This window comes from Streptomyces sp. Q2 (assembly GCF_056820935.1).
On sequence record NZ_JBXEJE010000002.1, the window covers coordinates 118,806 to 131,308 of the forward strand.

Genomic DNA, 12,503 nt, shown 5'->3' on the forward strand with positions numbered 1-12,503 from the left:
ATGTCAACGGACGTCGCGGAAGCGGCGAATCAGACGTGCTCCACCGACCGGCTCTCGGGTGGCCTGTTGCGGCTGGCCACCTGCGGGTCGGTCGACGACGGCAAGTCCACCCTGGTCGGGCGGCTGCTCTACGACACCAAGTCCGTCCTCGCCGACCAGGCGGCGGCCATCGAGGAGGTGTCCCGCAGACGCGGACAGGACGGCCCCGACCTGGCTCTGCTCACCGACGGCCTGCGGGCGGAACGCGAACAGGGCATCACCATCGACGTGGCCTACCGCTACTTCGCGACGCCCGCGCGGCGGTTCATCCTCGCGGACACCCCAGGTCACGTGCAGTACACGCGCAACATGGTGACCGGCGCCTCCACCGCGGATCTGGCGGTGATCCTGGTCGACGCACGCCAGGGCGTGGTCGCACAGACCATGAGGCATGGCGCGATCGCGGCCCTGCTGCGGGTGCCGCACGTCGTGCTGGCGGTCAACAAGATGGACACCGTCGGCTTCCAGGAGTCCACCTTCACCGCTATCGCGGACGAATTCGCCCAGCGGGCACGCGAGTTGGGCATCGCGGACGTCACCGCCATCCCGATGTCGGCGCTGACCGGCGACAACGTGGTGGAACCGTCGACCAGGATGGACTGGTACGACGGCGACACGCTGCTGTCCCACCTGGAGAACGTGCCGGTCGGAACGGATCCGATCAGCAAGCCGCTGCGCCTGCCGGTGCAGTACGTGATCCGGCACCCCTCCAAGCACCGGCAGGTGGTGGAGCGCTGGTTGGCCGGACAACTCGCCTCCGGCCTGCTCAGGGTCGGCGACCCCGTCGTCGTGCAACCGTCCGGGGCGACCTCCACGGTCGCCGGCCTCACCGTGCTCGGCGAGGAGACCGACAGCGTGTGGGCGCCGCAGTCGGTGGCCGTCCGACTCGCCGACGAGATCGACATCTCCCGGGGCGACATGCTGGCCGCGGGCCCCGCTCCACGGGTGCTGCGGCACATCACCGCCAACGTGTGCCATCTGCACGAGCGCCCACTACGCGCGCGACAGCGGGTCCTGCTCAAACACACCACCAGGACGGTCCCGGCGATGGTCGACCGGATCGACTACAGCATGGACGTCACCAACGCCCGCCGACTGCCCTGCCAGGACGGTCTCTTCGCCAACGACATCGGCGGCGTACAGCTCCGCACCGCCGAGCCGCTCGCCGTCGACGACTATCTGGAGAACAGACGAACCGGCTCGTTCCTCCTCATCGACCCGCAGGACGGGGCGACCCTCGCCGCCGGGATGATCGACGCCCGGACGGGGGACCGGCACCCTCAGCCCGAGCGGGACCGGTGACCGCGGCAGGCGGCCGGATACGGTGCGGCAACTGAGACGCCCCGGACGAACGGGAGACCGGCGGCGAGACGGGGTCCGGCTCTTCGGAGCCTGGCCCCTGCTTTTCACCCGCGGGCTTGTGGGCCGGACAACCGCGTCCGGGGTTCACCGTTCGGCGCTCCTCACGGCCCGGCGGGCGTTCCGCAGGACTCGCAGCGTGCCCGGCAGCGGAGGGCTCGCGGAGCCGTGCAGCAGTGCCGCTCCGCGTGCCAGTACGGCGTCGGCGGTCAGCAGTTCGATCTCGACGAAGGCGTTCAGCAGTGCCCGGCCGGGGGGCGGGGCCTGGGCGGCAAGCCCTTGCGCCGCCTCCAGGGCGGCCCGGGCCGCACCGACCTCGTGCTCCACCAACAGGCGCAGGCCCGGCGGCTCATGTCCCGCCGCGAGGTCCGCCACCGTGACCGAGAAACGCGCCAGCGCCTGAGCCGGGATGCCCGGTCGCCCTTCCGCGACGTCCTCGGCGAGATCATTGACGAAGTCCAGTCGCTGGCTGCCGTCGATGAGCGTCCGGCACATGGCCCGGTACCGTCCGTCATCGTCCTCGGGACCCAGCAACACGGCGATCAGCATGAAGGCGGGCAGCGAGTAGGCGTCCACGTAGGCCTGGTAGTCGGCCTCGGAGACGAAGCCTGTGAACTCCAACTCGGCGCCGGCGGTGGACAGATACTCCTCCACCACGCCCCGAAGCCGTGGATACGCGCCGACGGTGTGCAGCAGCGTGCGGATCAGCGGGTCGTCGGCCACCCCCGTTTCCAGCGCCTTGCGCACCCGCTGCTCCCAGGACGTCCACGCCGCGATCCGCTGTGGCTTCGGGCCGGTGTCCAGCAGGTTGTCCCCGTGATGCATCACGGCGGTCGCGGCCACCACGTGCGGCAGCACCGACGGCGGCAGCAGCAGACGGGCTGCCAGATAGGAACTACGGCGGAACCGCGCCACCAGCCGGCGCCCGTCGTCGTAGTCGTTCCGCAGCCCCGGTTCCCGGACACCGGCCGCGGTCAGAGTCCGCTTCCACGTGATCATCTTCGTCACCGTCCCGGGAGTTCGTCCTGCCCGGCGGCCTGTTCCAGGCCCCGGACGTCCGCGATCACGGCAAGCGGCTCCCGCCCCGCGTCGGCCGCCTGGCCGTCCGGCAGCGGGCAGGCGTCGGGTGCGGAGAACACCGTTTTGCCCTCCGTGGCCGCCGCCCACCTCGCGGTCAGCCCGTTCGCCGCCCGGATCGTCGTATTCGTGACTGGCATTCCACCCCCATGAGCCCCGCGCTTACCATGCGCTCTGTCGTACGTGTGTTCCGTACGGTCAACGCCCCGGCCCCGCCGCCCGAACCAGGAAGCACGGTACTCGTGTCCATACCCCCGCCCCCTGGGCCCTACCAGCCTCAGGAACCGCAAGGGCCGTACCCGCAGGGCCAGTACCCGCCACCGCCTCCGCCCTCCCCGCAGGGCCCGTACGGCCCCGCCTACGGCCCCTACCCCCAGCCGCCCTACCAGGGCTGGGGACAGGGCTACAGCCCGTACAACCAGCCGGCGCCGGTCAACGGGCTCGCCATCGCCGCCCTGGTCCTCGGCATCCTGTGCTGCCTGCCGGCCGTGGGACTGGTCCTGGGACTGATCGCGCTGCGGCAGATCAAGAAGAAGGGCGAGCGCGGGAAGGCCATGGCCGTCATCGGGGCGGTGCTGTCGTCCATCGGGCTCGCTCTGTGGGTGCTGACGCTCGCCACGAACGGTGTGTCGGAGTTCTGGGACGGGTTCAAGGACGCCGCGAGCAACAGCTCGCCGGCCAAGGGCGAGTGCTTCGACTCGCCGACCGGCCTTGAGGGTTCGACGTACGACCTCGACGAGGTGTCCTGCGCCGGCGCGCACGACGGCGAGGTGTTCGCGGTCGTCGTGCTGCCGGACGGCGACTTCCCCGGTGACTCCTCGGTCACCGACACCGCCGAGGACAAGTGCTACAAGCTCCGCTCCGCCTACGCCATGGACAGCTGGGCCATGCCGGACGACGTGGACGTGTACTACGTGGTGCCGTCCCAGGAGACCTGGGATCTCGGCGACCGTGAGATCACCTGCGCCTTCGGTAACACGGACAGCGACGCGGCCCTGGACGGCGGTTCGCTGCGCAACGACGAGACCACGCTCGACGCGGACCAGCTCGCGTATTTGAAGGCGGTCAACGTCCAGCAGGCGGCCAGTGAGTCGGTGCCCGAGGGCCTTCCCGAGGACGATCTGGCGGCCAACAAGGAGTGGGCCGCGCGCATCGTGTCCGCGCTCGCAGAGGAGACCGGCCTGCTGCGCGGACACACGTGGCCCGCCGATGCCCGCAAGCCGGTCGAGGCCGTCGCCAAGGAGGCCGAGGCTCTTCAGGTGCCGTGGTCGAAGGCGGCCGTGGCCGCCGACGTGGACGCCTTCTACCTGCACTACGGCGAGGCCCTGCAGCTGGAGGACTCCGGCCTGTCGGTCACCGCACGCAAGGCTCTGGGGCTGGCCACCACCCCGCCGAAGGACGAGGACGGTGTCGGCGGCGGAGACGTCGGGGGATCGGGTGGCGACCTGGAGGTGTGACGGCGGCCATAGCGGGGAGAAAGCGCCTGCGTAAAGCCCTGCCGGGGCTCATGTCATCACATCGAGTGATTCTCTGGCCTTTACTTGCACGGCACAACCCACGGTTGCCACGCTGTTGCTGTATGTACAACCTGATGGGAGCGGCCAGTGACTTTCGGTGAGCAGCCGGCGTACCTGCGTGTCGCGGGTGATCTCCGCAAGAAGATCGTCAACGGTTCGCTGCCACCGCACACCCGCCTCCCGTCCCAGGCCAGAATCCGCGAGGAGTACGGCGTCTCGGACACGGTCGCGCTGGAGGCGCGCAAGGTGCTGATGGCCGAAGGGCTGGTCGAGGGCCGCTCCGGGTCCGGGACCTACGTGCGCGAGCGGCCGGTGCCCCGCAGTATCGCCCGCTCCGGCTACCGCCCGGCCGGCGGGGCCACCCCGTTCCGGCAGGAGCAGGCCGACGGGGGGACACGCGGCACGTGGGAGTCGAGCAGCGAACAGGCGGAGGCGAGCGGGGCCGTCGCCGAGCGGCTCGCGATCCGGCCCGGCGACCGCGTGATGTGCACGAAGTACGTCTTCCGGGAGGCCGGCGAGGCGATGATGCTGTCCACCTCCTGGGAGCCCCTCGCCGTCACCGGCCGTACGCCCGTGATGCTGCCCGAGGAGGGCCCGCTCGGCGGCATGGGCGTGGTCGAGCGGATGGCCGCCATCGACGTGGTGGTGGACAACGTCACCGAGGAGGTCGGCGCCCGCCCCGGTCTCGCCGAGGAACTCCACGCGCTCGGCGGTGTCCCCGGCCATGTCGTCCTCGTCGTGCAGCGCACGTACTACGCCTCGGGCCGCCCGGTGGAGACGGCCGACGTGGTGATTCCGGCGGACCGTTACCGGGTCGCGTACCACCTCCCGGTGAAGTAGCGCGCATACCGGCCGACTTCTCCTGGGTTTGAGGTGACTCGGTGCGGCCGGATGTGAAGTGGCGCACGCCCTCCTGGCAGTTGCCCCCGGCGAACCCTCAACCGACGCCGTTTCGTACGGCGTTCGAATTCGGCCGTTCTAGCAGGTCGGCGCCGATGTCGGGGTCATGGCGCTGCCCGGATGCACCGACGCGCCAAGGGGGCGCGTTCGAAGATGCACGCCCCCCGGCGCGCCGGTCGGTGCTGGCTGGTTGCGTACCTCTTTGTGAAAAGGCGTGTTCGCTGCGTAAAGGTTGGGCGTAGGGTCGGGCATATGCGGATTGCGGTTTCCTTAGCGGGCGGGGCCCGTCGCAGGCTGTGGGTGGGAAGCGGGCGGGCCGGAGCCGGAAGGAGCAGTGGGGCGCGATGAACGACGGCACGATCACTCTTCCCTGGCTCGTCATACGGCAGGACGACAACGGCAATCGCTACCGAGTGGGCAGGTACGCGACCCGCGCCGAAGCCCAGAAGATCGCGGACAGCCTCGACGGCCGCGGCCACAAACAGCTCTACTGGGTCGAACGGATCGGGCAGAACGGAAGCAGCTCGGCCGACTGAGCCCTCCCGCCCCGTCGGCCCCTGAGCTCCCGTAGCATCCGGCCCATGACGGAACGGATCGTGGTGGTGGGGGCCGCCCTGCTCGACGGCGGCCGCCTCCTCGCCGCCCGCCGCAGCGCGCCCCCCGAACTCGCCGGGCGCTGGGAACTGCCCGGCGGCAAGGTCGAGGCGGGCGAGACGCCCGAGGCGGCGCTCGTGCGCGAACTGCGTGAGGAACTCGGCGTCCGGACCGAGCCTGTCGAGCGGATCCCGGGCGAATGGCCACTGAAGCCGCCCTACGTCCTCCAGGTGTGGACGGCCCGTCTCCTGTCCGGCTCCGACGACCCCAAGCCCCTTCAGGACCACGACGAACTCCGCTGGCTCGCTCCCGCCGAGATCTGGGACGTGCCCTGGCTGGACCAGGACGTGGCGGCGGTCCGCGAGGCGGCGACCCGGCTCCGGGCCGGGACGCGCTGACCGTCGTACGGCCGGGGACGCGCCCGAGTGCGCTGACCGTCGTACGGCTGGGGGAGTAGCGGCTCACCTTGGGTCATGTCGTTCGTGACCGGCGTGCCCTGATCGTCCCGTACGCCGTTGGTGCGACAGTGCGCCCTCGTGGGCGGTACTGGCAGCCTGATATCGGGTATGTGCCCATTAACCCCACGAAAACGGACATGGGTGAGCCGGCCGGCCCGGGATGTGATCGGAGTGATCGACACCGACGGCGAGTGCGCCGGGTGGACATTCCCGGCGGACCCGGGCGCCGTGCGCAGCGCTCGGGCCGTCGTCCGAGGGCAGCTGCGCGACTGGGGTCTCGACAGCCTCGCCGACCTCGCGGCGCTCCTGGTCAGCGAGCTGGTGACGAACTCCCTGCGGCACGCCACCGGCCCCATCGGGGTACGGCTGGTACGGCCCGCCGGCCTCGACGGCGTCCTGCTGGTGGAGGTCTCCGACCCGCTCCCGGACCCGCCCCGCAAGCGCGTCGCCCGGCCCGAGGACGAGAGCGGCCGGGGCCTGCAACTGGTGGCCCACGCCTCGCGCCGCTGGGGCACCCGGCCCGACGACGCGGGCAAGACGGTGTGGTTCGAACTCGCGGTGCCGGGATGAACCGGCGGTGTACGACCGCTCCCGCACTGTCGAGCACCTGGTTCAGGCCAGTGGCGGTGAAGAATCCGCGGGGTTCGACGACGTGTCCGCTGGTTAGAAGACTGTAGGTGTTGTCACGGTCCGGACCGAAAACCATCGGGACCGTGCTGTGATCGTGAACACCGTGTTGTGCGGCGCCGTAGTGCTGGATACTGCGGGCAGCCGCCCCCGGTGACCGGTGCCGGACGCGGTGAGCTGGAGGGGACGGTTCGCGTGAGCGAGATACCAGCGAAGGCCACGGAGTCGAAGGACCCGTCGGACGGCGCGAGGACGGAGGCCGCAGGCGATGCCGCTGCGGGGATCCGTCCGGAAGACGTGCCGCCCGGCGACGCCATGTGGCAGAGCAGCCCGCCCGGTTCGATCTACGACTACATCAAGGTCGCGTCCTTCTCCATCGGCCCCGGCGGGCTGGTCGAGCAGTGGAGCCTGCGCGCCGAGCAACTCTTCGGCATCTCCGCCGAGCGGGCCGTCGGCATGGACCCCATAGAGGTGTTCATCGACCCGGACCTGCAGGAGCGGGGCCAGCGGAAGATGGCGGAGATCCTCGACGGGCGGGAGTGGACCGGCGTGGTCCCCTTCCGGGTGCCGGACACCCTGACCGGCGAACCCGGCCGGCAAGGGCTCGCCGAGGTGTACGTCATGCCGACGCGGACCGAGGACGGCGAGAAGGCCGCCGTCTGCATCGTCGTCGACGTCCGCACCCTGCGCAGCATCGAGACCGACCTCGCCGCCTCGCAGTCGATTTTCGGTCAATCTCCGTTCGGCTTCCTGCTGATCGACCCCGATCTGCGGGTGCGCCGCGCCAACCTGCAGTTCGCCAACACCTTCGGCGGCACCCCCGACGACCACCGCGGCAAGGGCGTGTACGACTATCTGCAGGGCCCCGAGGCCGAGCGGGTCGCCGCGACCCTGCGCCGGGTGCTGGAAACCGGCAACTCCATCACGGACATGCACGTCACGGGCTTCGTGCCGGGCTCCGAAGAGCGCCGCCACTGGTCCATCAACCTCTACCGCGTGCACAGCGGCTCCGGCCGCCCCATCGGCATCGCCTGGCTCGGACTCGACATCACCGCCCGCCGCGCCGCCGCCCGCGAGGCCGCCTCCGCCCGGCGCAACCTCGCCCTCCTGAACGAGGCCGGTGCCCGCATCGGCAACTCCCTCGACCTGGAGACCACCGCCCGCGAACTCCTCGACGTCGTCGTCCCCGGCTTCTGCGACCTGGCGACGGTCGACCTCTACCAGGGCCTGCTGGCCGGCGACGAGACCCCGCCCGGCCTCGCCGACGGCAGCGCGGAACTGCGCCGCGTCGCCTTCGCCAGCGCCGTCTCGGACGCGCCCTTCGCCGGTTCGGGCGACCCGGTCGCGGTCGGCGCGGTCCACCACTATCCCTTCAACTCGCCCTGCGCGGACGCCCTGCGCACGGCCCGCCCGCAGTTGGTGCCCGCCGAGGACGGCGGCCTCGTCCAGTCCACGCTCGCCGTGCCGATGGTCGCCCACGACACGGTCGTGGGCATCGCCCAGTTCGCCCGGGCGAAGGGCAGCGAGCCGTTCGGCGACCGGGACCGGGACCTCGCGGTGGAGCTGGCCGCGCGGGCGGCCGTCTGTATCGACAACGCCCGCCTGTACCGGCGCGAGCACGAACGCGCGCTGATACTGCAGCGGTCGTTGCTGCCCCCCGGCGACCCGGTCGCCTCCGGACTCGACATCGCCTGCCGCTACCTGCCCGGCAACTCGTCCTCGGACCGGCCGAGCGAGGTCGGCGGCGACTGGTTCGACGTGATCGAACTGCCGGGGCACCGTACGGCGCTGGTGGTGGGCGACGTGATGGGCCGGGGCCTGCGGGCCGCGGTGGCGATGGGCGAACTGCGGTCGGCGGTACGCACACTGGCCCTGCTGGACCTCGAACCGGCGGAGGTCCTCTCCGCGTTGGACGAGATCGCGCGCGGCCTCGGGGCGCCGGGAGGCGTCCAGCAGGCCACCCGCGCGGCCCGCCGCCCCCGCGAGGCCGACCTCTCCGAGGTGTATCTGGCGACCTGCGTGTACGCGGTCTACGACTCGGTGACCCGCAGGTGCACGTTCGCGAACGCCGGCCACCTGCCTCCCGTCCTGGTCGAACCCGGCGAGGCGGCGCTGATGCTCGACGTGCCGCCGGGCATGCCACTCGGCGTGGGGGGCGAGCCCTTCGAGGAGGTGGAGGTCGAACTGCCGGAAGGCGCCCTGCTCGCGCTCTACACGGATGGACTGGTCGAATCGCGCGACCACCCGCTGGACGAGGGCCTCCATGCCTTCGTCGGAGCGCTGACGGATCCCTCCAGCCCTCTGGAGGACGTCTGCGACCACGTCCTGCACACCCTCGACAGCCTCCACGGCGAGGACGACATCGCCCTGCTCATGGCTCGCGTCCAGGGCCTGCCCGCCGACTCGGTCGGCGACTGGACGCTGCCGCGCGAGCCGCGCAGTGTGGGCAAGGCCCGCGAGTACGCCCGCGGCCGGCTGCAGAGCTGGGGCATGGAACCCCTGGTCGACACGACGGAGCTGCTGGTCAGCGAACTGGTCACGAACGCCCTGCGCTACGGCGAGGGCGACATCAGGCTGCGGCTGCTGCTCGACCGCACGCTGGTGTGCGAGGTCTGGGACTCCGGCCTGGTCCAGCCCCGCCGCCGCCGCGCCCGCGACACCGATGAGGGCGGCCGCGGTCTGCAACTGGTCGGCCTCCTCAGCGCGGCCTGGGGCTCCCGCCGGACGCCCCGCGGCAAGACGGTGTGGTTCGAACTCCCGCTGCCGGACGGGGAGACCGGCCTGGCGGATCCGGCGGAGGCCCTGCTGAGCCTGTTCTGAGCGGGGCGGGTGAGCCCGCGGACCTCACGGGGTCGGGGGGTCGCGGTGTGCCCGGGTGCCGGGGCCGCCGAAGCCTGCCGACGGGGCGGCGTCCGCCTGAGGAGTGCCGTGCGTGCGGACGTCCTGCTCGGCGAGCTCCCGGGCCCGGCGGGCCAGGCTGTCGGCGTGCAGTCGGTCGGTGAGGGTGTCGGTGAGGGTGGAGAGCGGTGCGACCGGTCCGGTCGATGCCGTGTCCCGCGCCGCCGCCAGCAGGGTGCGGGCCTCGGCGCCCACCACGGCCCGGTGCACCGCGATGAAGCTGTCCGCGTCGGCGATCGCGCTGTGCGCCGTGAGCAGCGCGGCCGCCGGGAGAACACCGGTGCGGCCGGTGGCGAGTGGTGCGGCCGCCTCGACGACCCGGCGGAGGAGGTCCAGCGGGTCGTACGGACGGGCGCCGGTCAGCGTGTGACGTACGGAGGCCAGGACGGCGTCGGCGTGCCGGAGCCGGGTTCGCAGTTCCCCCACCGGTACGTGGGGCAGGGGGCCGTCCGCGGGCCTCTGTTCCCCGGTGTCCGGCAGCCCCCGTACCACCGCCAGCTCCGCCTCCGCGCCCGTCAGGGTGGCCGGGAGCATCTCTTGAGCTGCCGTCAGATCCGCCGCCTGTCGCTCCACCCGGTCGAGGAGTACCGCGGCCCGTGCGATGGCGCCCTCGGCGGCGCGCAGGCCGCGGGCCGTGCCGTCCGGGTCGCCCGAATCGGCGGCCTGACGGGACCGGTTGAGGTGGGTGGTGGCGACGACCAGGTGGTCCTTGGCCTGTTCGACGTAACCGGTGACCGGGGCGGTGGCGGAGGGGGCGTGGTGCCGGGTGGCGTCCGAAAGGGTGGTCTGCGTGGTCGCCGTGCGGGCGGCCAGTTCGCGGAACCGGGTCTCCGCGAAGGCCAGGGCCTCCCCGGACTCCCGGGCCGGTGCGCGCAGTCGGTCCAAGGCCGCCGCCTCCGTGTCCAGTCGGCGGCCCGCCTCCTGACATCGGCCGACGATCCCGGTCAGCGCGTGACGACGGGAGGTCTCGTCCCCCGGGACGCCCGCGTCGTACCGGTGGCGGATGCGGAAGGCGGCGGACAGTTCGGACTCCGCCTCCCGTACGGCCCGGGTGAAGGGCGCGACGGCAGCCGATCCTGAACGCGGCTCGGCGAAGCTCAGTTCCTCGTGGCTGGCGCGGATCCAGTCATCGGCCTCGGTGAGGAGGGTCCGTGACTGTTGGTCGAGGTCGGTGAGGGGGGCGGCGGCCGGTGCGGGGTGGGTGCGGCCGCCGGGTGTCGTACGGGCTCGGGCCCGCCGGGTGCGCCGTACATAGCCGTATCCGGCCAGGGCGCCTGCCGCGCCCGCCACGGCGAGTGGCAGGACCAGGTCCACGGCCCACGTCTCCTCGTCCTGCGCCTCGGCGGCAACCCGCGTGTCGGTGCTGATCGCAACCGGAACGTCCGTCTTGATCGTCATCCCTGGCAACACCAGCCACACGAGCCCGGCCGCACCGCCCAGCACGGCATGCGCCACCCGCACGGATATGTGGGAGCGGGTGCGCCGCGGGCGGCTCCGGATCAACGATGACGTCACCTTTCGGAGCGTATGAGGAGGAATGCGGGGACGCGACCGGGGTGGCGGATGGCCGTACACCGATGGGGAGGGGAACGCCGTCATGGAACGTTCTGGGGGGACGGGGATGGAAGCAGAGCAGCAGGAACCCGACAAGCGCGAGACACCGGCGGCAGCCGACGGTGACGAGGCCACGCCACCGGAGCCGGACCCGGAGTCGGAGCCGAACCCCGAGCCCGCCCCGAAGCGGCGGCGGAGCTGGGTCCGCCGGGTCCGTCGCACCGCCCTCGCGCTCGTCCTGGTCGTCGTCCTGCCGGTGCTCGGGAGCCAGATCGCCCTCCGGGTGAACTACGCCGGCGATCCGGCGGCCGGCACGTACACCCGCGACAAGGACGCGATCTGGCTCGGACACGCCTGGGTCGACGGCCGCAAGAAGGACGCCGACGTCACCGCTCTGGCCCGTCGGCTGGAGACGACCGGGATCCGTGACCTCTACGTCCACTCCGGGCCGCTGGAGCACGACGGCACGCTTCCCGAGTCGGTGTATCCCAGGGCGCGTTGGTTCGTCGACGCGATGCACGACGCCGCGCCCGGCATCCGGGTGCAGGCCTGGCTCGGTGACGTGCTCGCCACCGAGAGCCCGAACGGCATGCGGTTGGAGCGGCCCGAGACCCGGGCCGCCGTCGTCGCGTCCACCCGGCAGATCCTGGCCGCCGGCTTCGACGGTGTGCACTTCGACCTGGAGCCGCTGCACTCGGGCGACCGGAACTACCTCACCCTCCTCGACTCCCTGCACCGCGTCACCCGCGCGCGGGACGCACAGCTGTCGATCGCCGCGCACCAGATCGATCCGGTGCCGGGGTTCCACTCCTTCTGGGGCACGGTCGCCGGGCACCCGAAGTGGTGGTCGCAGAAGTTCTTCGGGCAGGTCGCGCGCCGGGTCGACCAGATCGCGGTGATGTCGTACGACACGATGCAGCCGTTGCAGAGCACCTACGGCGGCTATGTCGCCCAGCAGACCGCGCTGGCCCTGGAGGTCACGCCGCAGTCCACCGACCTGCTCATGGGGCTGCCCTTCTACCACGAGAACCGGTTCGGCCACTGGAATCACGCCGAGACCGTCTCCGCCGCGGTCCGGGGCGTCCGGCTGGGCCTCTCGCGCACGGACGCGGACCGCGCCAACTTCGGCGTCGCCGCGTACGTGGACTTCGCCGCCACGGAGGAGGACTGGACGGCGTACCGGGAGGGCTGGGTGCGCTGAGAAACCCCCTGTGCCCCTCGGCAGAGCCGCGGAGGGTGTCGCCTTCGGATTCGTTGGGGGGCGGGGGCGCGTCGGGGGGTGTCCGTCCTCGGAACGTCGCGGAATCGGTTGCTCACCAACTCAACGGAGTTGACGCGCCAACCCTGCGGGCGAACACCCCCGACACGCCCCCTCCTCGCCGTACGCGGGTGCCGGACCCCCACGCAGTCCGACGTAAGCCTCCCGTGGCCGAGACGTCATGTGCGCTTCGCCCGCACGGGTTCTTCCGTTGGTTGTGAG

The 12,503-nt window shown here is 71.8% G+C and carries 11 protein-coding genes; 8 read left to right on the plus strand and 3 right to left on the minus strand.

Going from position 1 to position 12,503, the window contains the following annotated elements; all coding sequences use genetic code 11:
* Nucleotides 1-1,341 (plus strand): sulfate adenylyltransferase subunit 1, encoded by a 1,341-nt coding sequence (locus tag ACWBNA_RS02710; RefSeq protein WP_482701884.1) that lies wholly within the window; start codon nucleotides 1-3, stop codon nucleotides 1,339-1,341.
* A gap of 144 nt (nucleotides 1,342-1,485) precedes the next feature.
* On the opposite strand, the gene ACWBNA_RS02715 is transcribed toward ACWBNA_RS02710, so the two are convergent.
* Both ACWBNA_RS02715 and ACWBNA_RS02720 read right to left on the minus strand, forming a co-directional pair.
* Nucleotides 1,486-2,397 (minus strand): squalene/phytoene synthase family protein, encoded by a 912-nt coding sequence (locus ACWBNA_RS02715; protein ID WP_482701886.1) that lies wholly within the window; start codon nucleotides 2,395-2,397, stop codon nucleotides 1,486-1,488.
* Between the two features lie 5 nt (nucleotides 2,398-2,402).
* Complete coding sequence (locus ACWBNA_RS02720; protein WP_482701888.1) at nucleotides 2,403-2,615, minus strand: hypothetical protein; 213 nt, start codon at nucleotides 2,613-2,615, stop codon at nucleotides 2,403-2,405.
* A gap of 102 nt (nucleotides 2,616-2,717) precedes the next feature.
* Here ACWBNA_RS02720 and ACWBNA_RS02725 point away from each other — a divergent pair, with 102 nt between their 5' ends.
* The 6 genes from ACWBNA_RS02725 (at nucleotide 2,718) to ACWBNA_RS02750 (ending at nucleotide 9,391) form a co-directional block, all read left to right on the plus strand.
* Nucleotides 2,718-3,932, plus strand: a complete 1,215-nt coding sequence (locus ACWBNA_RS02725) for a DUF4190 domain-containing protein (RefSeq protein ID WP_482701890.1) — start codon at nucleotides 2,718-2,720, stop codon at nucleotides 3,930-3,932.
* Nucleotides 3,933-4,079: 147 nt separating this feature from the next.
* Nucleotides 4,080-4,832 carry a GntR family transcriptional regulator gene (locus tag ACWBNA_RS02730; protein WP_482701892.1) on the plus strand — a complete coding sequence of 251 codons (753 nt, stop codon included), beginning with the start codon at nucleotides 4,080-4,082 and terminating at the stop codon, nucleotides 4,830-4,832.
* A 404-nt stretch (nucleotides 4,833-5,236) separates the two neighbouring features.
* Nucleotides 5,237-5,428, plus strand: coding sequence for an SPOR domain-containing protein (locus ACWBNA_RS02735; protein ID WP_482701894.1), 192 nt, complete (start codon nucleotides 5,237-5,239; stop codon nucleotides 5,426-5,428).
* A 45-nt stretch (nucleotides 5,429-5,473) separates the two neighbouring features.
* Nucleotides 5,474-5,884 (plus strand): (deoxy)nucleoside triphosphate pyrophosphohydrolase, encoded by a 411-nt coding sequence (locus ACWBNA_RS02740; RefSeq protein ID WP_482701896.1) that lies wholly within the window; start codon nucleotides 5,474-5,476, stop codon nucleotides 5,882-5,884.
* Between the two features lie 168 nt (nucleotides 5,885-6,052).
* Nucleotides 6,053-6,514: an ATP-binding protein gene (locus tag ACWBNA_RS02745; protein WP_482701898.1), complete on the plus strand. Its 462-nt coding sequence runs from the start codon at nucleotides 6,053-6,055 to the stop codon at nucleotides 6,512-6,514.
* Nucleotides 6,515-6,766: 252 nt separating this feature from the next.
* Nucleotides 6,767-9,391: a SpoIIE family protein phosphatase gene (locus ACWBNA_RS02750; RefSeq protein WP_482701900.1), complete on the plus strand. Its 2,625-nt coding sequence runs from the start codon at nucleotides 6,767-6,769 to the stop codon at nucleotides 9,389-9,391.
* A 24-nt stretch (nucleotides 9,392-9,415) separates the two neighbouring features.
* Here ACWBNA_RS02750 and ACWBNA_RS02755 read toward each other — a convergent pair whose 3' ends face one another.
* Nucleotides 9,416-10,984 (minus strand): hypothetical protein, encoded by a 1,569-nt coding sequence (locus tag ACWBNA_RS02755; RefSeq protein WP_482701901.1) that lies wholly within the window; start codon nucleotides 10,982-10,984, stop codon nucleotides 9,416-9,418.
* Nucleotides 10,985-11,090: 106 nt separating this feature from the next.
* Between ACWBNA_RS02755 and ACWBNA_RS02760 the strand changes: the two genes are divergently transcribed.
* The gene (locus ACWBNA_RS02760; RefSeq protein WP_482701903.1) at nucleotides 11,091-12,224 is read left to right on the plus strand and encodes a glycoside hydrolase family 18 protein; all 1,134 of its coding nucleotides are present in this window, start codon (nucleotides 11,091-11,093) and stop codon (nucleotides 12,222-12,224) included.
* The last annotated feature ends 279 nt before the right edge of the window (nucleotides 12,225-12,503 follow it).

Bases quoted from the DNA above. Each gene is read 5' to 3' on its own strand.
- ACWBNA_RS02710 (WP_482701884.1), top strand. From the start codon at position 1: ATGTCAACGGACGTCGCGGAAGCGGCGAATCAGACGTGCTCCACCGAC.
- ACWBNA_RS02715 (WP_482701886.1), bottom strand. From the start codon at position 2,397: ATGATCACGTGGAAGCGGACTCTGACCGCGGCCGGTGTCCGGGAACCG.
- ACWBNA_RS02720 (WP_482701888.1), bottom strand. From the start codon at position 2,615: ATGCCAGTCACGAATACGACGATCCGGGCGGCGAACGGGCTGACCGCG.
- ACWBNA_RS02735 (WP_482701894.1), top strand. From the start codon at position 5,237: ATGAACGACGGCACGATCACTCTTCCCTGGCTCGTCATACGGCAGGAC.
- ACWBNA_RS02740 (WP_482701896.1), top strand. From the start codon at position 5,474: ATGACGGAACGGATCGTGGTGGTGGGGGCCGCCCTGCTCGACGGCGGC.
- ACWBNA_RS02745 (WP_482701898.1), top strand. From the start codon at position 6,053: ATGTGCCCATTAACCCCACGAAAACGGACATGGGTGAGCCGGCCGGCC.
- ACWBNA_RS02760 (WP_482701903.1), top strand. From the start codon at position 11,091: ATGGAAGCAGAGCAGCAGGAACCCGACAAGCGCGAGACACCGGCGGCA.